Genomic DNA, 24,885 nt, shown 5'->3' with positions numbered 1-24,885 from the left:
AACCACTGATTCTTGAATATTCTTATGTTGATTTAACACTGATTCGATTTCACCTAGTTCGACCCGGTAACCACGTACCTTCACTTGGTGATCCAATCTGCCTAGAAATTCAATATTTCCGTCTTCTTGATAACGCGCTAAATCTCCCGTCCGATACATCTTTGCCTCTATTTGATGGACAAATGGATCGCTGATGAACCTCTCTTCCGTTAGTTCCCTGCTCACATACCCTTCTGCTAGACATCGGCCACCTATATGCAATTCCCCTGGTATTCCAATCGGACACGGGTTTCCATGTTGGTCTAGAATATAATAGCGGGCATTTTGAATTGGCTTTCCATATGGGATGCTCGTCCATTCCTCCGGAATGTCATTGATGTTATAGTAATTTGACCAGATCGTAGCCTCTGTCGCTCCTCCTAAACCTACTACTTGCACCCTTGGAAAGAGCTCTTTCATGGTGCCTGGCAATTCCAAAGGAATCCAGTCTCCACTTAAAAAGACCAACCTTAAATGACTGTTTGCGACGGCATTCTCTTTCATCTTTAATAAAGGCACTAACTGTTGTAAGGCCGCAGGCGCGGAATCCCAGAAAGTTACTTCCCCTTCATTCAAAAGGCTGATTAATCGTTCTGGATTCCCTATGTCTTGCTCACTGGCAATTCTTATCGACCCTCCTGCGGCAAGTAATCCGAATACATCATAAACGGATAAATCAAAACCAATGGATGTAATCCATAACATTCGATCATTCTCGCCTACTTCATAGGTTTTATTTACCCAATCAATGACATTGATGACGGGGCGATGGGCTTCGATAACCCCTTTTGGCCTTCCTGTTGACCCAGACGTATAGATGAGGTACGCGGTATTTTTTTGTTGGACACTCGAACTCACATTCTTGCTTTGATAATGTTGAAACTCATCTCTGTCATAATAGATATAATCCCAATTCACACGCTTCTCTGGCAATTGTTGTTTTAAGTCCTCTTGCGTCAAAACAATTGCCGCCTCGCTGCTTTCTACTATGTAGGATTTTCGCTCTTTCGGCACAGAGGGATCAATCGGTACATACGCTGCGCCAGCCTTTAAAATGCCCATCATACAAATTACAAGCTCCAGCGAGCGGTTCATGCATATACCTACACGGGTTTCAGGTCCTACTCCTTGTTCTTGAAGAAAATGAGCGACTTGATTGGAACGCTTATTTAACTCCCCATAGGTTAAGTTCGCACGCCCGGATAACACCGCTAGCTTGTCTGCATTTTTAGCTACCTGTTTTTCAAATAACTGGTGTATACACATTTCTTCTGGTATAGACCTTTCAGTTTGATTCCATTGTTGAAGTTGCCCTTTCTCTTCTTTGGTCAACAGAGAAAATTCAGATAGTTTATATTCTGGATGGTTTACAACCTCTTCTAGCAATACTTGAAAATGGTTCATCATTTTGTTCATCATAGATTCTTCAAATATATCTACATTATATTCCCAAGCCACCGATAAGTGATCCTCCAATTCAGTAGCTCTGACAGTTAAATCAAATTTAGATATTCCAGGATCCAGTTCTCGTACAGACATATTTAAATTCGACAGTTCATTCAAAGGTGTAGGGGAATTTTGCAATACAAACATTATCTGAAATAAGGGGTGGCGACTTAAGTCTCTGACCGATTCAAGATTTTCTACTAGCTTTTCGAACGGTATATCTTGATGTTCATAAGCCTCTAAAGTAACTTTCTTTACTTTTGATAATAATTCAAAAAAGTTAGTTTCATCAGTAAAATCTGTATACAGAACAAGTGTATTCATCAATAAACCGATTATTGGTTCTAATTCATACTTTTTTCTATTAGCAATTGGTGTCCCTATGACAATTTTTTTCTGCTCTGTATACCGATACAGTAGTAATTTTAGTACCGATAATAAAAGCATGTATAAAGTAACATCTTCTTTTTTACTTAAGTCCTTTAACTTGCTAAGAAGTTCTTTTGACAATTGAAAGTGACTTGTCTTACCCTCAAATGTTTGTACATATTTCCTTTTTTTACTATTGGGAATTTCAATTGAAGATGGCGCTTCAATCAGATGATTCTTCCAATATGCGATAAGTGAATGGAGCTTTTCCCCTTTAAGCAAATTACGCTGCCAATTTGCATAATCTCCGTATTGGATAGTATTTCTTGTATAGGAACGTATTTTTTTTTTAGCCATGCCTCCGTTTACATAAAATTCATATGCTTGAGTAAGATCTTTAAGAAATATACCTAATGACCAACCATCAAAAACCATATGATGTAAACATATCAATAAAACATGTTCATTATCTTCCAAGCATATTAATTGAAGTTGAATAAGGGGACCCTTCTCCAAATCAAACATTTTACAAGAAATTACCTCTTCATAATTCTTGAGTTTAGTACGCTGTTCCACAGAAGATAACTTTCTTAAATCAACTACTTTTAATTTCAAATACTGATTTCCAAGCACATTTTGAATGATTTCACCATTAACACTTCTGAACACTGTTCTTAATGATTCATGATTTTCAATAATATGATTTATGCTATTTTCCAACCAATTTATATTCAGATCCCCATATAAACGTACAGAAGCAGGCATATTAAAAATAGGTAGATTTGGTTCTAACTGTTGGACAAACCAGAACCTTTCTTGTGCAAAGGACAGAGGAGCAAACTCGACTGATTCTCTTGGTTTAATTTTAGTGTCATTCTCTAAAAGTCCTTCCTCATCAAGTAATTTATCTAATAACAAAAGCTTTGCGGACGATAATTTCCCCTTAGAGTTACTCAACTTCTCTCCTCCTTTGTTTCAATTTTTTTATCCAACATTGATTGTGCTTGATCCTCAGTTAATTCATTTACTCTCATCATAATATCTGAAATTTTCTCTATTTTTTCTTTTTCTATTGGGTTTGCGAATAATATACAATTAGTACCTTCAATTGTTGGATTTTGAAAGAAATTTGTTAACGGATAATCCACACGGAAAATTTTCTCTATTCGAGAAACTACCTGTGTTGCTAACAAAGAGTGCCCCCCTATTTCAAAAAAGTTATCACTCACTCCAACCTTATTAACGCTAAGCACATCTTCCCAAATATCAGCTAAAATTAATTCCACCGGTGTAACAGGCTTTTTATAATCATTTATGTTACCATTCAGTGAAAAATCAGGTTTAGGCAACTCCCTTTTATTTACTTTTCCACTCACTGTTAACGGCATTTTTTCTAAATATACAAATTTAGTGGGCACCATATATTCGGGCATATAATTTTTCAAATAAGTTTTAAGTAAGTTCTCATTAATATTAGTATCACTTTCCGTCGTAAGAAATGCTGCAATACGTAAATCAGTCTCCTTTTGTTTATGCACTGTCACAGCTACTTGTTTCACATCATCAAAGGTACTGATAGCTGCTTCAATCTCTCCCAACTCAACACGCTGACCCCTTATTTTAATTTGGTCGTCAATTCTTCCTAAGTAGTCAATATTCCCATCAGGTTTATAGCGAGCCAAGTCCCCTGTTTTATATAATTTACTTTTTGGCTTAAATGGATTTGGTATGAAGTTTAAATCCGTCAAGCTGCTCTGGTTATAATACCCTCTTGCAATTTGGGCTCCTCCAATATACAACTCTCCCTTAACACCTACAGCCACGGGTTTTAAATATTTATCCAATATATAGATTTGGGTATTCGCTAAGGGTTTTCCGATGGGTACTCTCCCATCCATAATTGAAACTTTTTCAATCCGTTCGCACTTCCAGCTTGTAACGTCAATTCCTGCCTCTGTTGGTCCATATAAATTATATAAAGTAGCAGTAGATTTCTCATAAAAAAGACTAACATCCTTAACCGTTAAGGCTTCTCCACTACAAAAAACTCTTTTCAATGCGCAACATGAATTTAAACCGCCAAAATTCATAAATATTCGTAACATAGAAGGAACAAAATGTATTGTTGTTATTTTTTTGGCCTTAATTAGCTTCGAAATGTATTTAGGGTCTTTATGCCCTTCTGGACACGCAACTACCATAGTGGCACCTGAAATAAGTGGCCAGAAAAATTCCCAAAAAGAAACATCGAAAGTATAAGGTGTTTTTTGTAAAACCCTGTCATCTTTACTTAATTTATATTCGTTTTGCATCCAGATAATTCGATTAGCAATTCCTCTTTGAGTATTCATAACTCCTTTTGGCGTACCTGTTGTACCGGATGTATATATAACATAGATAAGATCGTCTGGCATTAACTTGGTCATTAAATTATGTTCACTTTCAAATTCCCAAAGAGAATTATTTACATCAACTAAAACCTTAGGGATTGTAATAAAAGAAGTATCAATATGAGATTGACTAAGAATAATAGATAAATTTGCATCATCTACGATTGTTCTGATGCGTTCATTTGGTGATGTTGGATCAATTGGAACATACGCCCCCCCCGCTTTCAATATAGCTAACAATGAGATAACCATATCGAGAGACCGTTCCATAATAACCCCTACTAAACGATTTGGTTTAACGCCTGTTTTCACTAAATATCTCGCGAGTTTATTCGCCCTTTTGTTTAGTTCTTCATAAGTAACTTCTTGTTCTTCAACTATCACTGCTGTTTGATTTTTGTTTAACTTTGTAGTTTCTTCAAATAGTTGGTGAATAAAAGCGTTCTCCGGAAGAGGAGTGTACGTATCATTCCACGTCTCTAATATTTTAAATTCTTCCTCTTTAGAAAAAAAAGAAATATCGGAGATTTTCCTATCTGGTCGTTTTGATAGCTCTTCTAATAATCTCTCAAAATGCGTTAACATTTTCTCCATGATATTCACTTCAAATGAACTTGTATTGTATTCCCAATATATATTTAAATGATCGTTTGTTTGTGCTATTCTTACTGATAAATCAAATTTCGAGGTTCCATTATCTAATTCTTTGATATTTAAAGATAAGTTAGGTATTTCAATGACTGATGATTCTTGAAAAACAAACATAACTTGAAATAAAGGGTGAGAACTCATATCACGAGTTAAATTCATTTTTTCCACCAATTTCTCAAAGGGCAAATCTTGATGGGAATATGCATTTAAAGTTATTTGTTTTAATTCATCTAATAAATCAAAAAAATTCACATCACCTTTTACTTTGGAAAAGATGGGTAAAGTGTTCATAATTAGGCCGATTAGTGGGGTTAGTTCTCTACAATGACGATTTGCAACTGGCGTCCCTACAACTAATTTTTCTTGACCACTATATTTATATAGTAAAATCTTGAGTGCAGCTAATAAAACCATATACATAGTTACACCTTGCTCCTGACAAATGTTTTCTAATCGATTTTTTATCGAGCTTCCAATATTTGAATGGAGAGTTTTGCCTTCGTATGCCTGAATAGAAGGTCGGGGAGTTTTGTACGGTAAATTGATACTTGTTGGCGCACCCTTTAAATGTTCTCCCCAGTAATGCAACAATTCTTCCAAATAGTTATTATTTAAAAATTTTCGTCTTTGCCAAACCACAAAATCCCCATACTGAATATCTAATTTCGGCAAACTAGGTTTTTGGCCTCTAGAATAATGAATGTAACAAAATACTAGTTCTTTAAGGAATAGCTCCATCGACCATCCATCAAAAACTAAGTGATGAATGACAAGTAACAAAATATGCTTATCATCATCCAGTTTAATTAGATGTGCCCAAATTAATGGGCCTTTTTCCAAATCAAATTCACGTTTTGATTCCTCCTTTAATTTAGAATCTACCATTTGTCTTTGAATAGGATCCTTTAAATTTGTAAGGTCTGTAACTTCAATATCTAGAACTAACTCTGGAATGACTATTTGTTCGTTTCCTTGAATAACAGTTCTTAAAGCCTCATGTCGCCAGATAATAGTATTTATACTCTGCCTTAATGCATTAATTTCTAAAATCCCTTTTAACTCAATAGCACCAGGCACATTATAAACATATTTTTTTGTACTTATTTGGTTGACAAACCAAATGCTTTCTTGCGAGAATGACAAAGGTATTGGCTCTTGTAGATTTCTTTTATTTATAAGTTTCTTATTAGAATGCTGATTAGAATTCCCTTTTAATCTTTTCTCTAACAAATCATTCTTAGACTTTGAAAGTTCACCTGAAAAGCGATTCTTCTCCACACTTTTCACCCCATTACTCATCTTCATATTCTTTTAAAGCGCTTAAGACCTCTTGTTCATCCATCTTTTCTATTTCTTTCATAATTTCTCCTGTAATAACATTTCCTAAACTTTCTACACTCAAATTATTAAAAGTTTTCTGTAAAGGTAAATCAATATCAAAATACTCAACTACTCTTGAATGAACTTCTGTTAATAGTAAAGAATGTCCACCTATTTCAAAGAAATTTTCTTTTACACCAATAGTATCTATGCCTAGTATTTCGCTCCATATAGTTACCAATGCACCCTCTACTTCGTTTCTAGGAGCCAAATACTCTTTTTCTATTCCCCAATGGTCCTCTATTTTAGGCAGTGCGTTTCTATCCACTTTCCCATTGGCTGTGATTGGTATTTCCTCTAAAGGGAGGATGGATGTAGGTATCATATATTCTGGCAGTTGTGCCCTTAACATTTCGTTAACTTCCTTTAGCGTTGCTTCTTTCTGATCCACCATAACTACATACGCCGTTAACCAGCTCTTCTCGTCCTCTTTCCATAAAGTAACCACTGATTCTTGAATATTCTTATGTTGATTTAACACTGATTCGATTTCACCTAGTTCGACCCGGTAACCACGTACCTTCACTTGGTGATCCAATCTGCCTAGAAATTCAATATTTCCGTCTTCTTGATAACGCGCTAAATCTCCCGTCCGATACATCTTTGCCTCTATTTGATGGACAAATGGATCGCTGATGAACCTCTCTTCCGTTAGTTCCCTGCTCACATACCCTTCTGCTAGACATCGGCCACCTATATGCAATTCCCCTGGTATTCCAATCGGACACGGGTTTCCATGTTGGTCTAGAATATAATAGCGGGCATTTTGAATTGGCTTTCCATATGGGATGCTCGTCCATTCCTCCGGAATGTCATTGATGTTATAGTAATTTGACCAGATCGTAGCCTCTGTCGCTCCTCCTAAACCTACTACTTGCACCCTTGGAAAGAGCTCTTTCATGGTGCCTGGCAATTCCAAAGGAATCCAGTCTCCACTTAAAAAGACCAACCTTAAATGACTGTTTGCGACGGCATTCTCTTTCATCTTTAATAAAGGCACTAACTGTTGTAAGGCCGCAGGCGCGGAATCCCAGAAAGTTACTTCCCCTTCATTCAAAAGGCTGATTAATCGTTCTGGATTCCCTATGTCTTGCTCACTGGCAATTCTTATCGACCCTCCTGCGGCAAGTAATCCGAATACATCATAAACGGATAAATCAAAACCAATGGATGTAATCCATAACATTCGATCATTCTCGCCTACTTCATAGGTTTTATTTACCCAATCAATGACATTGATGACGGGGCGATGGGCTTCGATAACCCCTTTTGGCCTTCCTGTTGACCCAGACGTATAGATGAGGTACGCGGTATTTTTTTGTTGGACACTCGAACTCACATTCTTGCTTTGATAATGTTGAAACTCATCTCTGTCATAATAGATATAATCCCAATTCACACGCTTCTCTGGCAATTGTTGTTTTAAGTCCTCTTGCGTCAAAACAATTGCCGCCTCGCTGCTTTCTACTATGTAGGATTTTCGCTCTTTCGGCACAGAGGGATCAATCGGTACATACGCTGCGCCAGCCTTTAAAATGCCCATCATACAAATTACAAGCTCCAGCGAGCGGTTCATGCATATACCTACACGGGTTTCAGGTCCTACTCCTTGTTCTTGAAGAAAATGAGCGACTTGATTGGAACGCTTATTTAACTCCCCATAGGTTAAGTTCGCACGCCCGGATAACACCGCTAGCTTGTCTGCATTTTTAGCTACCTGTTTTTCAAATAACTGGTGTATACACATTTCTTCTGGTATAGACCTTTCAGTTTGATTCCATTGTTGAAGTTGCCCTTTCTCTTCTTTGGTCAACAGAGAAAATTCAGATAGTTTATATTCTGGATGGTTTACAACCTCTTCTAGCAATACTTGAAAATGGTTCATCATTTTGTTCATCATAGATTCTTCAAATATATCTGTATTATATTGTAACGCCCCAGACAAACTTGAATCCATGTGTAACGTAATTTCGAATTGACCTTCCTGTTGTGGTAATTCATAAGGCTTAAAAGTCAATCCGCCTAATTTCAACTCCGCATTAGTATCCCCTAACATAAAAGAAGTAATATTCTGTTCCTCTAATCTGGGGGCTTTTTGAAATGCAAACATAGCCTGGATAATAGGTGTATGATCTCCCCTGTTTGGTTGTAGTTTTTCTACTAATAAAGGAAAAGGATAATCTTGATTATCTAAGCCTCGCAATACAGTTTGACGTAATTCTTTAATAAATTCTTTAAAGCTAGGATTATGTGAAAGGTCTGATCTAAGCACTATAGGGTTTACAAAGTAGCCCACGATATTGTCAAAAATTGATTTATTTCGACCAGCTGTAGGAGAGCCAACTATAATATCATTTTCTCCCGTATATTTGTTAAGAAGTAACTGAAATGTCGCTAGTAATACCATATACAAAGTAGTACTATTTTCTTTTGCAAAACTTTTCAATTGCTCAGCTGTATTTTGGTTTAATTTAAATAATGTGCTATTATAGTTTGGTCTGATTTCTGTAATGTCTTTACGCTTATATAAATTTAAAACTGGTATTCGTCCTTTTAATTGTTCTTTCCAGAATTCCAGTAAGGTCTGACCATAAGTACTTGCAACCATTTTGTTTTGAGAATATATAAAATCATTATACGTACAAGACAGTGCCGGGAGTAAGTTTGCTTCATTATTAACTTTAGATTGGTATATGGAACCAAGTTCATCTAGAAGGATTACTAAAGACCAATAATCAATTGCGATATGATGAATAACAATTAATAATATATATTCACTATCAGCTACTTCATATAAATTAACTCTCATAAGATCGTCATATTCTAGATTAAATGGTCGTTGTGATTCGACCAATAGTTTACTCTTTAGTTCTTTCTCATCAATGTGTGCAGCAGCATGATACTCAAATGACAATTTAGACTTGTTGTTTATATTTTGCACAGGTCTACCATCTTTTACTGAAAAGTTAACACGAAGGGAAGAATGCCTTTCTAAAATCTCTTGAAAAGAATCTTTCAATTTCGATATATTAATTTCATCACTTATTTTTGCAACAAAATGGGTATTGTACGCAGAGTTATCAGGATCGAGTTGATGAATATACCATAGAGCTTCCTGACCAAAACTCAAGGGTAAGTACAAATCCGCTCCTCTTGACTGACGGAAAAGCAACTCTGCTAACTCCTTTTTCTTATCTACTATTGATGCTAATTCCTTTTTATTTAGATTTTTTGACATTCATTTAATCCTCCTTTACATGTTGATATTTATCAAGGAGATGATTAATTTCATCATCATCTAGGCCATCTAGATTATCAAAAATATCTTGAATATTATCTGTATTTCTAGCCAATAACTCTAATTTTTTTTCCGATGATTTGTCCATTTCTAACGGAGGGTTCTCCATTTCCTCACACAATTGCTTAGCCAAATTTTCAATAGAAGGTCCTTTTAGTAAATCTCCTATTGACAACTGAATATTCAATTCTGTTTCTATTGTCTTTTTCAAGTCAATTGCTGTTATAGAATCTAAACCAAGTTCATCAAGTTTAATAGAAGGATCCACAACATCATCTTCTCTAAACTCTAATACTCGAGAGACAATTTTAATCAAATAATTCTCTAATTCATCTAAACTATTAACAGACACCTCTAAGACATCAATACTCTTTTCAACTAAGGCATCTTGGGCAGTATAATTAACAAACATAGTAGGATGTGTTAGTCTTTCAAGATTGTCATCTCTTATTTTGTCAATGGCGATATAAGGCACTTTTTGTATTGTAAACAAACCATATAATACAGCTTTTCTTCTTAACAACTCTCCAAGTAAATGTGGTCCTTCTAAATGATCAATAACAGTTTTTTCATCATCACTAAAAAGCTTCTCTAAATGATCATAGAAATTAGGATCATCCAGAAATAACCCAATCTCTTTACTCACATCTATGCATTCAACAATTTTCAAATGTTGATCCGCAAGAATTGATGCCCATTCTTCTTTTGGAGTAAAATATGCTGATGACTGCGGATGGTTAATTTGTTCATTAATATTTGAAATCATCTCTGCAAGAACTAATAACCCTCCATCATTTAACTGTTTATTAATATTATTGAATATTACCTCTTTATTTTTTATATGATGAATTAACTGAATACAATAGATTAAATCATAATAATCCGGTAATTCATCTCTCACAACATCTGTATTATACAAAGTTATATTTCTGTCTAACTTATTAGCTTTTATTTTATCGTAACCAATCTTAAGTTGCTCTTTAGAAATATTAAACCCATGTAAATTTAAATGAGGATATCTAGATGCTAAACGAATTAAATCGGTTGAATACCCACAACCAAACTCTGCAACTTTATCAATAAAACTAAAATCTACATTTTTAAATAAAATTTGCCGCATTTTCTCCTGAGCAATAGAGGTCTTCTTAAAATTCTCGGGATAATCTTCTGGCTTAGTTAATGTTAATAGCCACGAAAAGGTAATATCTTTTTCAATAAACGGTGCAAAACTTAAAAACTCTCCTAAATCACTTTTTTTCTCTGCTAAATTCCCATAATAATTTATCATGTTATTTGTTTGTTCTACTAGAACGGGTGTTTCATTGATATTAGATCGGTCTAAAAAACCTTTGTCAAAAGCTTTCAGTTCAGTATCTAGCCAAAATTTATTTCTTTCGAATGGATATCCAGGTAACTTTTCCATTTCACCAGAAATGTAAATATTATTCCAGTCTAGATCAAAACCATTTTCATATAAACTTTTAATCATGTTATTTTTTATATCTCCAAATGATTGGCAGATGTCATTATTCACTTGGTTATACTTCACATTAAGTATAGTTGAGTTTGAAGCTAATTCAATGACATAATGGTTTTCTGTTTTATCTAAATCAATTGCGCTATCTTTATATACATAATTGCGTGTTTTTATTGAACAAATAACCTTTTTTATATCATGGTCTCCGAGAACATAGGATGCAGCCAACTCACCTAATCCGTACCCTAACAACCTTTTTGTTGATACACCCCAATATGTCAATAATTCAGTTAAACACACTTGAAAAATAAATTGAATATAAGGTTTTCTTTCATCAAATACTTTTTTTTCCAGCGAAAATATTTCCCACGCTGACCATTTTAATTGTTCTATAAATTCTCTATCAAGATCTTCCCAACATTTCCTAAAGACCTTCTCTTTTTTTAATAGATCTTTTATAATTTGAACTGGTATGATATCTAAATCTCTGTAAACTAAAATGACTTGTAAATCTCGTTTCTCTGTTATCTCATTTATCCAACTAGGACATTCTGATTCCAAGTATTCTTTCATTTGCTTTTTAAAATCACTTTTATTTTTCCCTAAAAAAGCAACTCGATGATTAAAATGAGCCTTTTTAACACTACACGTGTAACATAAATTGTGAGTTTCATGTTTTTCATTTCCGTTCATAAACTCCAAATATTTTTTTACGATATCCTTTAAAGCGTTAGGACTTTTTCCAGAGACAGGTAATACATACGTTTCTTGATAGTTATAATTATTAATCGATGAGTTCGTATTTTTCCCAATATATTCTTCCATTACTATATGACAATTTGTTCCACCAAACCCAAATGAGCTTACACCTGCTCTTAATGGCTTGTCCCCATTTTCCCACTCCTGTTTTTCTTGTTGAACATATATAGGGAACTTATCAAAAGAGATGAGCGGGTTTAATTTTCGAATATTTAATGATGGGGTTAAAGTCTTATTTTTAATCATTAATGCTACTTTTATTAAACTTGCAATACCTGCTGCCGATTCCAAATGACCAATATTAGTCTTTACAGAACCAATAGCACACTTTTCTTCGAACCTTTTATTCTTTTTAATGACTTCACCCAATGCATTAACTTCAATTGGGTCACCTATTTTAGTTGCCGTACCATGTGTTTCAATGTACTGAACATCTTTTGGTTCCAGTCCCGCGTTTCTATATGCTTTATGCAACAGTAACCTTTGGGATTCTCCATTAGGAGCAATAATTCCATTTGATTTACCATTATTATTAATGGCTCCACCACGAATAACGGAATAAATTTGATCTCCATCTTCTAATGCTCTAGAATATGGCTTTAGCACAACTAGTCCGGCACCTTCTCCTCGAACATATCCGTTAGCACTTTCATCAAACGTTTTGCACTTTCCATCAGAAGATAATATACCTGCCTTTGATAAATTAACTGTTACATCAGGTGTTAATATAAGGTTAACTCCACCAGCTATAGCAATTGATGACTCACCACTCCATATACTTTGACAAGCTTGATATACTGCAACTAATGATGATGAACACGCAGTGTCAATTGCAATACTCGGTCCCCTAAAACCAAATACATATGAAATTCGATTCGCAGCAATACTTAAAGAATTACCCGTTCCAAAATATGGATCTCCATCCCTTGATTGATCACGTAATAAATGAGCATAATCATTATTAGAAATGCCAACAAAGACCCCAACAGATTCGTCTAATAAGTCATTTGGTACTCGCCCAGCATCCTCCAAAGATTGCCAAGCAACTTCCAATAAGAGACGCTGTTGAGGATCCATTTTTACAGCTTCACGGGGTGAAATACCAAAAAATTTAGCATCAAACTTATCAATATTTTTAAGAAAACCTCCCCATTTTGTATTCATTTTTCCTAATGCATTAACATCATCATCATAATACTCTTCTTTATTCCAACGATCAGAAGGCACGGGTTGGATAGATTCTTTACCACTTTTTAGATTTTCCCAAAAAATGTCAATATTTTCAGCTCCAGGAAATCTACACCCCATACCAATAATCGCTATAGGTTCAGATGAAATATCCTCTTTAGTTATATGAGTTGAATCATCGTTGCTTTGATTTCCAGATAACAAATGCTCAATAGCAAGATTTATAGTCGGGTAATCCCACACTAGTGTTGGAGAAACATTATAACCAAGAACTTTTTCCAAATCAGCCGAAATTTCTACTGCTTTCAAAGAATCCAAACCAAAATAGGAAAAAGGTTGATCTAAGCTAATCGAATGACGATCTAAACCAGAGGCCTTAGTTAATTTATCAAACAAAAACTCTTTTAATATTCTTTCTTTTCCACCAAAATCTGTTCCCAATACAATCACCCCTATTAATTGGTAGTTAACAAGTTCAGTTAAGAAAATTATGAGGAAATATATATAAGCACAATGTTTAATAGCACTATACCATTAGTATCATTTTTCTGGATATTATTCAATAAAAAAAACATTTTTATATATAATTTTTATTTATTTTTTAAATAAAATAATTTTGTTGACATATATTATTAATTTAAACATAATTAGTTTGTATATTTAGTATAATTATAAAACAGGAGGTGAACCAGTCTATCTATTGCACATTGAAAGCTAATTTTATTAAATTTACCTTTTATACTATTCATTGAACAAATTTACGGCGCTAAATTAAAGTATTAAATAAGTGAACATACCTTTAACTTCCTAGTCATTTAACATAATGATAAAAATTACTTTTATACATTAAGAAAAATCTATTTTTTTACGAGGTGCTAATATGAGTAAAGAACCTATTATTCTAATCGATAATATAAGTAAAAAATATAAAAATTCCTCAACTTATGCGAATGAAAATATTTCTTTATCAATAAAACCTGGAGAAGTTTTCGGTTTACTAGGAGCCAATGGTGCTGGCAAAAGTACACTAGTACGCCAGATTGCCGGTTTTGTTCAACCAACAAAAGGAAACATTAAATTATATAATTTTGACTTAATTAAAGAACCTCATCTCGCAAATCAATTTGTAGCTCTTCAACCCCAAAATATATGGCTTCCAGCTCAAACTAAACCTAAAGAACTACTAGAGCTTACAGGGAGACTTCGGGGGCTTAGTACTATTAGAGCCCAAGAAGAAGCTGAAAAATTCATTGAAGAATTTAAACTAACAGAACATATTGAAAAAAAATTACAAGAGCTGTCTGGAGGATTAAAAAGGCTAGTCGCTATAGCTGTAACATTAATTGGCGACAGACCTATTGTAGTTCTTGATGAACCAACAAATGATTTAGATCCTAGCATTAGAAGAGTCGTCTGGAAAAGGATTAAGACAACTGCTCAATCAGGAAGAACGGTTATTCTTGTTACTCACAATGTTATTGAAGCAGAGCATACCTTAGATCGCGTAAGTATTATAAATAAAGGCCGCGTACTGGCAACCGGTACACCGATGGAGTTAAAAGAAAAGTTTGAACAACTTCTTCGACTTGAAATTACGGCACGACCTAACACGGAAAATGATATTGCAAAGATATTAGCAAGATGGAATACTACTGTCAAAATAGGTGAGAGTAGTTTTTTTCTTACAGTTCCAAAAAATGAAATTGAAAAGACTTTTTCCTATTTGCTACCATACATGGAGCAATTTCAGGATTTCCGTATTATTACTACCAACTTGGAAGATATTTATTTTGAATTAAGTGGAGGGGAAAGAATTGAAGGATAATATTTTGGTGAAACCTGCATTGACAGAAGAAAAAGAAAAATTATCAATAATAAACCAATATTTTTTGTTACTTCGACTTCTTATTACTGACTATCGTTCCGCAGCTCCATTTCTACTTATTATTGGTCTTATAATACCAATGGGATTCTTGTGGATACTCAGTAGGTATGTTGGAACTGGTCCTGAAACAACTTGGTTACTTGCTGGGAACATAATTATGGCAGTTAGTTTTGGAAGTGTGAGTTTTTCCATCCAAAGAACTGCACTAATGAAGATTGAAGGAGAACTTGATTATTATGGAAGTTTATCTGTTAAAAAGAGCGCTTTTGTTTTCGCAATTTTCACAGAAAGCATGATTTTTGCATTCCCAGCCTTATTAGGTAGCATGATTATGGGAAACATACTCCTAGAGATACCGTGGTCAACTCTTTTATCTGTAATCCCTATAGCGTTGCTTTCTGCAGGTTGTCTAACTATATTAGGATCAACATTAGGAAGCTATGCTAAAACTATGGTTCATTTTGCTATATTCTCTTACTTACCTTTTCTTGCAGTCTTTCTTAGTCCAGTTATGGTGCCATTAGTAGAACTACCTTTAGTTCTAAAAATAACTTCTTATGTCCTTCCAACAGGTCAAGCAGTAATGGCACTTACTGATGTGTTAAACAGAGAATTCGATCAAAGGTTTTACCTTTTATTAACCGCGTTAATTATTTGGTTAGCTATTGGATTTTACATAGCTTTCAAGAAATTAGATTGGCGTAGTGAATAAACATAAACCAAACATAAATAATTATTATAAAAACCTTCTTATGAGTCGCTGGCACAAACTAAAAAATGAAAGTGTCAGCACTCTCCATATTTGTTTTAACAAATTACAACGCTATCAATTAATTTCTAATTATAGTTCCATAAGGGTGTGAAAAAGTATTAATAATAAACGTTTAATAAAAAAATATAATAAACTAGCTAAAAATTATACAACCCCTGTTAATACCCCACCGTTAGCAAACTATAGAAAAAAAATAATTAAAAAAGCAAGTGGCGAGGTTCTTGAGGTTGGTGTTGGAGGTGGAGTAAATTTTTCTTTCTACAATAAAGAAAAAGTACAAGTTACAGGAATAGACTTTAGCGAAAACATGATTAAGTATGCAGAAAAGGCCGCATTCCGCTCTCAAGTAAAAGCGATATTTTTATGTGAAGACGTAGAAAGTTTATCGCTAGAAGCTAATTCATATGACTGCATAATATCTACTCTTACTCTTTGTAGTTATAGTGACCCTGTCGAAACATTAAATAATTTCAACAAATGGTGTCGGAAAGATGGATTCATATTGTTAATGGAGCATGGTCTGAGTACAAACAAAGCAATCTCTACATTTCAATATCTAATAAACCCAGTTTTTCATAAATTGTCTGGTTGTCACTGTAATCGAAACATTATAAGAATCATCAAAAAGTCAGAGATTGAATTAACAAAAGTAGAGCGCCATATGTCAGGTATTATTAATTTAATCTGGGCAAAACCCGTAAAATAATAGATACCTTTTACCGCTTATCGGATTCAAAAAACGAACATAAAACCAAACTTTTAAATTATATTTTTTACATTATATACTATTTTTTTGATAACTTAATGATAATTAACCTTCTTTATAACCAAAAAAAAACATAAAAATAGTTCATAAAATACATGCATAATGATACAATATATTTATATTAAGAAGGGAGGGTCATCCGTGAAAAGTATAATACTTTTTTTTGTATTGTCTCTTAATTTTACCATTCTATTAAACTATCCTATATCTATAACTACAATATTAACAGAAGAAACACCATATGCAGATTTACCCGGTCATCACTCAGAATCACCAAATCATAACTCATCGCTCTAAGATCGTTATATAACTTAAAAACAAATACACCTAGGTGTATTTGTTTTTAAGTTATATAACGTATTCATTTTTAAGAATATCCGATTTTTGCATTTAGGAATAATTGATTGTTATATTTATATATAATATAATTATAATTAGTTGTATTTATAGAATGATAAGGAAGAGAGATCTGATATTCTAGAATGAACTACACTATACTTCCGAAATAAGAATATGCACGCTCAATGGAGGATTTTATGAGACACCTTTTAGGCGAACGAATAAGGCACCTAAGAAAATTAAGAGGGATTACCCAAAAAGATTTAGCAAAAGGCATTTGTACTCAAGCACAAGTGAGTAATTTAGAAAGAGGAACTGGAAATGAAAATCCTTCTTCACAGGTTCTATACCTATTAAGCGAACGACTACAGGTAGATATGTCTTATTTATATGGTCAAGATAAAACAAATTACAAGAATTCAACAAATCAATTGGAAGTAAAGCCTGTTATTGATAATTTAAAATCTAGAAGAGATTATTTGTCTCTTAAATATGTAATTGATAATGAACTATCAGCTGAAAAAAATAAATATATTTCACCATTTCAAAAACAGTATCTATATTGGCATCAGGCTATTTGTGCATATCATTATAATAACGACTTTAATTATGCTGAAAAATTAATAAATTCAGCCCTGATAATGGAAGTAGATCAAGAGAATGATGAAACTCATATCCAAAAAATCGAAATAAAAGTAAGCTATGGTTTAATTCTATACTATGAAAAAGTCTATGATTTAGCGACAAAATTGTTCCTTGAGTGTATAGATGAACAAAAAAAATTGACTTCATCGCAAAGAAAAAATAAGATTTTACCCAAAATTCTATTCAACCTCTCAAAATGTTATACAGCTCAAGAAAATTATGATAAAGCTTTGTCATATTGTTTAGAAGCTATTGATATATGTGTAGAGAATGACAGCTTATATTTATTAGGAGACGTAATATATCAAGCTGGTTATAATTACTATATGCTTGGTCAACTAGAGGAAGCATTAAGTCACATGAATGATGCGCTTATAATTTTTAATATACAAAAGAACGACAACCTTGTTAAGTTTGTTAAGATTAAAATAAAAGAACTCACTGCTATTTAGGCGTAACTTAACACAGATATAACACAACCTTATCTCACATAAATTTAGAGTTTTTAACCGCGCTTTAAATTGTAGACATGATTTCAAACCTATCCCTCCTTTTAGAATTATGTACGTAATGCTTCGTTCTCATCATCACGTTCTCCTTTGTGGAAACTACAAAAAGCAAGCTTTCTTCCGAAAGCTTGCTTTTTTCTTTACTCCAATATCGTTTTCAGTTGATAACCGTCTCCAAGAAGGTTTGCCGTTCCGCCTTCAGCAAAGAAAAAGATGCTTTGACTGCTTTCTTTCGGATAGATCCGGCTCGTCAATACCGTTTCTCCTTCATTTATAAACACTTCAATAGAGGAACGGTCGAGAAAGAGGCACACATTTAGCGTATCAGCCAAACGAATTGATGCTATCCTTGCACCACTAACTCCTTCTCCAGATAAGTCGCGGTCGAGTGTAACAGTCTGTTCTAATTGATCGAAAGTAAGGACTGTTTCTTCGCTGCCATCTTCAGCACAAGCGACTTTCACTCCGAACACAGATGCATCCGTTTGATCCATATCAAAAGCTAATTCAAGTTCCACTTTCTGCCCTGTCAGATCAACCTTCTCAACCCCAGTCACAATTTTTTGACCTAATTTCTCCTTATTCATCCGCAATGCTTTTAGTTCGTCGACTGGTATCATCCTTATTTTTCCATCGTCTGCTAATCGTAATTCGCGTGGCAACGTTAACGCGTCCGCCCAACCTTCTTTTTGACTCGGCATTGGCGATTCCCACATATCCATCCAACCGATTGCGATTCTTCGCCCTTTTCCGTCGAGAAAGGTTTGTACCGCATAGAAGTCGTGCCCAAAATCAAGCTCTGTAAAAGCACCGCGCTCAAATACGCCATTTCTGTAGTCGCCTACGAAATAGCCTGTTTGATGTTGGTTCTGATACCGATCTCCTTCTGGCTCGATTCCTTGCGGAGAAAGGAGCAAAACATGTTTATCGCCTAGGAGGAAAAAGTCGGGGCATTCCCACATATAGCCTTCGTTTCCACCATTATGTTTGGCAAGAATGCCTTGATAGTCCCAGTTTTCCAAATTGGTTGATTGATAGAGGAGCACTTGTCCTCGGTTTTCTTCGGTAGAACCAACCACCATTTTCCAGATGCCTTCTTCATTCCAGACTTTTGGATCACGGAAATTACGTTGCATCCCGTGGGGTTGGCTTTTTATCACTGGATTGACATTTGCTTTCTCGAAATGAATCCCGTCTGTACTGCGGGCAATGTTTTGATTTTGATAAAGGTCATCCGTTTCTGCGTTCACCACATTATGACCAGTGTAAATTAACGTCAACACACCATGATCATCAACCGCACTGCCAGAGAAGCAACCATTCTGATCAAACAGATCTCCTGGAGCTAAGGCAACTGATAGATGACGCCAATGTACTAAATCATCACTTACGGCATGACCCCAGTGCATCGGCTCCCATGTTTCATCGTAAGGGTGGTGCTGATAAAATACATGGTACTCCTCGTTAAAATAAATCAGACCGTTCGGATCATTGATCCAGCCTGACGGTGCCATCAGGTGATAGCCTAAACGGTACGTGGCTTGAGGGTTCTTCTTACTTATGACCATTTCTGTCGCCTGGGCAACTCTGTCTTCATGACTTTTTTTATTTGTTCCATAATCCAATCGAGTGATTCCTCCTACTCCGTTGTGTAAATTCGAATCTCTTTTTCTAGCCCGTGCGCCTGATTTTTCGCTCGAATGATGCTAGAGCCTTTACCTATCGCTTCAACAATCACACCTGCTTCTGTTTCTTCGACGATTCTAACAACCTCCTCATCGGAGCTTTCCCATTCAATCGTTTCCTCACTTGCATCTTCATAATCCGGTTTGTGCGTAGCGATTAATTCCCTTGTTTCCCCAACCTGCAGGCGATCTTGTTCCACATTTGTAACCAAACGCTCAAACGTCCCACTCTCTGGTTGTTTTCGCCACGTATTATGAAGATAATTAAATTCAACTTGCTCTACTTGGATTACGCCGCCTTCTGCATACCATTCAATCCCATCATTTGTTGGATCCGTGTAGATGAGCGAAGTGAACACGATCTCACCATCGTTAATAAACAGTTCAATTGATGATTCATCAACGACCGCAGTTAGTTTCATTTGGCCTTTGTTCGCCTCATATTCCGTTTCATAACGTTGCCCAAATGGAAATGCTTCTCCGTTGCGATCCATTATCGTCTCTTTGCCAGCATTTGTTCGATCAAGAAACACTTTATTAAAAGCCGCATCAAATCCAATTAATGACTCAACACCATCACCATGACGAAGGCGCAATCCAAATTCCGTCAACTCTTCCCACGAGACTGTTGCTTCAAAGGTATAGGTTGTTCCTGCAACATCTAGTGGGACAGGGGCATCCGCAACTTCAAAAGAATGAAAGGTTTCTGTTTTTGCAACAAGATTGTTTAGTTCTTCAATCGGTTGTTGAACAAGGCGAATGTCGCCTCCCTCATTCGTGCACAAGCCAAGCTCTCTTGGAATCGACATTGAGCCCATCCATGGATCAGTCGGTGACTGGTATGGGTAGCGCCAGTTCGCCATCCATCCGAGCCAAAGAACGCGGTCTTCTGTGTTTGAAAAGGTTTGTGCCGCATAGAAATCTTGACCAAAGTCCGTTATCAGAACTTCTTCTGAATCGTTGTCATTCCTAAATGTGGTTCCATCAAATTCACCAACGAAATACTGAGCAGTCGAGCCATTTGTTTCTTCATTATCACCGACACTTACATGTAAAACCCACTTCTGATTGTTTTTGTCTCCATCAACCGGTAAGCGAAATAAATCAGGACACTCCCACACAGCCGCATGAGACCCTTCGTCATCTCCAAAGCGACTTGCGTAAGTCCAATCAATTAAGTTATCTGAATGATAAATGGTAACCGATTGATCGGTCGAAACAACCATCACCCATTGAGCAGTTTCTTCGTGCCAGAAAACCTTTGGATCTCGGAAGTCTTTCATGCCCGGGTTATTCTCGTATCGCTCCCAGGTCCGACCTTTATCGCTACTATAAGCAATTGATTGTGCTTCCCCGCCTTCCGTATTAGTGTAAATGGCGATAAGCCCTTCTTCTCCGTTAAATAAACCTGAATGGTCATCTTTATCAACAACGAGACTACCAGATAGCGCTTGACCGAGTTCATCATGCTCGAGTGCAATTGGCAAGTGTTCCCAGTGGAACAAATCCTCACTCACAGCATGTGCCCACGTGCCATTTTTTTGATGAAACAAATGGTACTCACCTTCGTAATAGATAAGTCCATTTGGATCAGCTAAATTTCCAACTGGCGTGGAAAAATGAAATTGTGGCCGATATCGCTCTGTATAATAAGAAGTATCTTCACTCAGTTGTTTTTCCATATTCTCTGCATCTCCTTCCTCCGACGATGACGCACATCCAAGCAGAAGCAATGTAGCGAAAAGGGTACAAGCTCTTTTGACCATCAACAAGCCTCCTTAATCAATTTGTTCATGAAAACGGTCAAACGCATCTTGCCTAATCTCCATCACTTCATCCAGACCCCTTTCATGCAATTGATCAACGTAGGCGTCCCACTCTTCTTCAATTCCACCATCCATGAGCCAGCGAGCAAAGTTCCGATTTACCAAGTCCATAATGTCTGTTTCAATATAATTTAAGCGATCCAACTCTTCTTCCGTCATAAATACATTTGGATAGTTTTCATCCCAAATGTAAGTAGCGTAATGCTCTTCAATATCCTCTAATCGTTGCTTTGCCCGTGGTTCCATATCCACAACCGTGCCAAAATGTTCTTCAAGGACAACGGAAGGCCCCATTGGTGCAACACGTTCGCGATACTCACCCATCGTTGTTCCTTCTGGCAACTCTTCATTCACAAGCATCCCGTTCTCGTCTTCTTCATAAATTTCACCAATCGGACCCCAATTGATTTGAGCCGACATCTTTGGATCATATAATTGGTCAACCCAGCGCATCGTTAGTTCTGGGTTTTCATTTGCGGATGTCATGACAAAAGCACTACGGTGGTGTTCATGATGATTTGACCTTCCATACATTCGGTGCCCATTTGGTCCTTCCAGTGGTCCAAGGAGCACATAATCATCTGCCTGATCGAGGCCAACAACCGACTCAATTTCCCAAAATACAAACGCACCGAGTGGATTCGGATCTTGTTTGCCTTTCGCTAAAAACTGCCCAGTATCATGAGTAAATACTTCCCGGTCAATTAACCCTTCATCAAACCATTCATGGAAATAAGCAATCGCTTCTTTGTATTCATCTTGTATCGCGGTAAAAATCACTTCATCCTCTTTCACAACAAGCTTATTTGGGTTATCCGGTAAGCCAAAGGCAGCAAAGAAGTCACCAAAATACCCTTGGAATCCGTCTGTAGGTGTTAAGCTCAACACTTCATCTGCTGAACCACTTCCGTTCACATCTTGATCGCGGAATGCACGCAATGTATCGCGTAATTCGTCTAATGTATCCGGTTGATCCAACCCAACTTCATTAAGCCAAGTTTGATTAATTGCGGTGAAATTGGCATACGGTACAAGACCCATCTCCTCTACACGGGGCAAAGAATAAATATGCCCATCTGGTGCCGTTAAGACAGCAAGTAATTCAGGTCGTTCATCTAATATCTTTTGTAGATTCGGTGCATGTTCTTCAATTAATCCTTCCAGCGGAATAATAGCCCCATCCCGTCCGTACCGAACAAGATCATAGTCACTAAATCCCGCATTGTAAAACGCATCTGGTAAGTCATTGCTCGCAAGCATCAAATTCTTTCTTTCCACATAGCCATCACCAGGAATGTTATTCCAATTAATCGAAACGTTCGTTTCCTCCTCAAGTCGCTGAAAGATGACCATCTCATCAAAATCAGGTGCAAGCGTTGACTTCGGTGAGACGAACGTTAATGAGACGTCCACTCCATCATCAACAAGAGGTAAGCCATCTTCATTAAAATCAACTCGGTCGGCATTGACGTTTTCATCAGCGCTATCTGAACCCCCACAACCTGCTAATGCCAAAGCTGCAACACATGTCATCCCAATCATCTTCTTCATTTTCTTTTCCCCCTTCTCGGATTACCCTTTAATCGAACCAATCATGACACCTTTCACAAAGTACTTTTGCAAAAACGGATACAAAATTAACAAAGGAATGGAAGAAACAATAATGACGCCATACTTAATCTGTTCAGCGACAGCAAGTTGCGCTTGGTTTGATTCAACATCACCAATCATCTGACTCGACACTTCGCTTTGAATCAACAAGTTCCGCAAAATCAGTTGCAGCGGATACAGCGAATCATTATTTAAGTAAATCAATGCATCAAAAAAGGAATTCCAATGAGTCACAACATGAAACAAAACCATGACCGCAATGATTGGTTTAGACAAAGGCACAACAATTTTCGAAAAGAACTTGCAGTCATTACATCCATCGATTTGTGCAGCTTCCAGCATATCTTTTGGAATGGATGTTTGAAAAAACGTTCGACATATAATTACATTCCATAATCCCACTGCATTGGGAATGACCATCGCCCAAACTGTGTTGACCATGCCTAAATCACGCACAACCAAATACGTTGGAATCATGCCACCGTGGAAAAAGAGCGTAACGAGTAAGAAAGCCATAATAACATTCCGACCCGCTAAATCTTTTCGAGATAATGCATAGCCGGCGGTCACTGTTAACGAGACGCTTATCGCTGTCCCGAGCGAAGAATAAAGAAAGGTATTTTTGAAGCCATTCCAAATCCCAGGATCTTGAAAAATTCGTTTATACCCATCAAGCGTCATATCTTTAGGTAAGAACAACACATCTCCGGCGAATATTCGATTGGGATCACTGATCGATGCAATAACAATAAAATAGAGCGGGTACAACACAATTAAACAACCGAGTGTCAACATGAACATGTTGACCGCATCAAATACTTTGTCGCCTTTTGTTCGCTTTACTTGGTTCAACGCAGATTGACCTCCTTTACCACAAGCTATTGTCGGATACTTTACGAGCGATTTGATTGACTGTCACAAGCAAGATTAAGTTAATAATCGAGTTAAACAAGCCAACTGCGGTTCCAAAGCTATACTGCGCTTGTTAAATGCCAACTTCATACACATACGTCGCAATAATATTAGACGATTCTTTGTTTAATGGTGTTTGCATTAAAAGCGCTTTTTCAAAGCCTAAATTCATTAAGTTTCCAAGTGCCAAAATGAGCATGATGACGGATACAGGCATAATCGCTGGAATATCGATATGTAACACCCGTTTGAATTTACTTGCCCCGACCATAACAGCCGCTTCGTGTAAGGAAGGATCAACACCCGAAAGCGCTGCTAAATAAATAATCGCCGCAAATCCCGTTCCTTGCCACACACCAGAGAAAACATACAATGTTTTAAACCATTCAGGACTAGCCATAAAGTGGATCGGTTCCCCGCCAAACAGGACGATAAAGTGATTAATTAATCCACTTGAAGGCGATAAGAAGACAAATAAAATCCCAACCATCACCACAACAGATATAAAGTGGGGTGCATATACGACTGTTTGAATAAACCGTTTGTACTTATGACTGATTAACATATTCAACATTAATGCAAGAAGAATCGGGAGTGGAAACCCGACTGCCAGTTCATAAATACTTAAAACTAGCGTGTTCTGAATAATCTCCCAGAATTGATAAGAATTAAAAAAACGTTCGAAGTGCGACCAACCAACCCATTCACTCCCCCAAACACCAAGGCTTGGTAAATAATCTTTAAAAGCAATTTGCAGTCCGTACATTGGATAATATTTAAAAACAATAAAATACAAAAGCGTTGGTGCTAATAGCAAATACAGTTGCCAACTTCTCGCAAACTCTACATACCACTTTCGTTTTCTTCTTTTTAACTTTAAATTCCCAGATGCATTCGTTTTTCGTTGTTCTACTGTCGCCACCGCATACCCACCTTCA

The 24,885-nt window shown here is 36.2% G+C and carries 12 protein-coding genes and 1 pseudogene; 4 read left to right on the top strand and 9 right to left on the bottom strand.

Going from position 1 to position 24,885, the window contains the following annotated elements:
- From BK584_RS17305 to BK584_RS17290, 4 genes are all read right to left on the bottom strand, one after another.
- On the bottom strand, positions 1-2,811 hold a 2,811-nt coding region (locus tag BK584_RS17305), incomplete at its 3' end, for a non-ribosomal peptide synthetase (protein ID WP_218970346.1).
- Positions 2,808-6,173: a non-ribosomal peptide synthetase gene (locus BK584_RS17300; RefSeq protein ID WP_169871345.1), complete on the bottom strand. Its 3,366-nt coding sequence runs from the start codon at positions 6,171-6,173 to the stop codon at positions 2,808-2,810. The genes BK584_RS17300 and BK584_RS17305, both read right to left, overlap by 4 nt.
- Before the next feature lie 13 nt (positions 6,174-6,186).
- Positions 6,187-9,513 carry a non-ribosomal peptide synthetase gene (locus BK584_RS17295; RefSeq protein ID WP_078393730.1) on the bottom strand — a complete coding sequence of 1,109 codons (3,327 nt, stop codon included), beginning with the start codon at positions 9,511-9,513 and terminating at the stop codon, positions 6,187-6,189.
- Between the two features lie 4 nt (positions 9,514-9,517).
- On the bottom strand, positions 9,518-13,438 hold the full coding sequence (locus BK584_RS17290; protein WP_139365695.1) for a beta-ketoacyl synthase N-terminal-like domain-containing protein: 3,921 nt from the start codon (positions 13,436-13,438) through the stop codon (positions 9,518-9,520).
- Between the two features lie 439 nt (positions 13,439-13,877).
- Between BK584_RS17290 and BK584_RS17285 the strand changes: the two genes are divergently transcribed.
- From BK584_RS17285 to BK584_RS17270, 4 genes are all read left to right on the top strand, one after another.
- On the top strand, positions 13,878-14,822 hold the full coding sequence (locus BK584_RS17285) for an ABC transporter ATP-binding protein (protein ID WP_078393728.1): 945 nt from the start codon (positions 13,878-13,880) through the stop codon (positions 14,820-14,822).
- Positions 14,812-15,594 (top strand): ABC transporter permease, encoded by a 783-nt coding sequence (locus tag BK584_RS17280; protein WP_078393727.1) that lies wholly within the window; start codon positions 14,812-14,814, stop codon positions 15,592-15,594. Before BK584_RS17285 ends, BK584_RS17280 begins: the two co-directional genes overlap by 11 nt.
- 157 nt (positions 15,595-15,751) lie before the next feature.
- Positions 15,752-16,360: a class I SAM-dependent methyltransferase gene (locus tag BK584_RS17275; RefSeq protein ID WP_078393726.1), complete on the top strand. Its 609-nt coding sequence runs from the start codon at positions 15,752-15,754 to the stop codon at positions 16,358-16,360.
- A 596-nt stretch (positions 16,361-16,956) separates the two neighbouring features.
- Positions 16,957-17,856, top strand: a complete 900-nt coding sequence (locus tag BK584_RS17270) for an RNPP family C-terminal domain-containing protein (protein WP_169871343.1) — start codon at positions 16,957-16,959, stop codon at positions 17,854-17,856.
- Between the two features lie 197 nt (positions 17,857-18,053).
- Here BK584_RS17270 and BK584_RS17265 read toward each other — a convergent pair whose 3' ends face one another.
- From BK584_RS17265 to BK584_RS17245, 5 genes and pseudogenes are all read right to left on the bottom strand, one after another.
- Positions 18,054-19,481 carry a glycoside hydrolase family 32 protein gene (locus BK584_RS17265; protein ID WP_078395712.1) on the bottom strand — a complete coding sequence of 476 codons (1,428 nt, stop codon included), beginning with the start codon at positions 19,479-19,481 and terminating at the stop codon, positions 18,054-18,056.
- A 71-nt stretch (positions 19,482-19,552) separates the two neighbouring features.
- Positions 19,553-21,364, bottom strand: coding sequence for a GH32 C-terminal domain-containing protein (locus tag BK584_RS17260; RefSeq protein WP_078393724.1), 1,812 nt, complete (start codon positions 21,362-21,364; stop codon positions 19,553-19,555).
- Positions 21,365-21,376: 12 nt separating this feature from the next.
- Positions 21,377-22,975, bottom strand: coding sequence for an ABC transporter substrate-binding protein (locus BK584_RS17255; protein WP_078393723.1), 1,599 nt, complete (start codon positions 22,973-22,975; stop codon positions 21,377-21,379).
- A gap of 21 nt (positions 22,976-22,996) precedes the next feature.
- Entirely contained in the window at positions 22,997-23,887 is an 891-nt protein-coding gene (locus BK584_RS17250; protein ID WP_078393722.1) for a carbohydrate ABC transporter permease, read from the bottom strand.
- 16 nt (positions 23,888-23,903) lie between these two features.
- Positions 23,904-24,869: pseudogene (locus tag BK584_RS17245) on the bottom strand (ABC transporter permease).
- Positions 24,870-24,885 lie beyond the last annotated feature (16 nt).

Source organism: Shouchella patagoniensis (genome assembly GCF_002019705.1).
GTDB lineage: Bacteria > Bacillota > Bacilli > Bacillales > Bacillaceae_D > Shouchella > Shouchella patagoniensis.
Note: the sequence above shows the minus strand (reverse complement) of the source record. Positions and strands in the feature narration are given on the sequence as shown.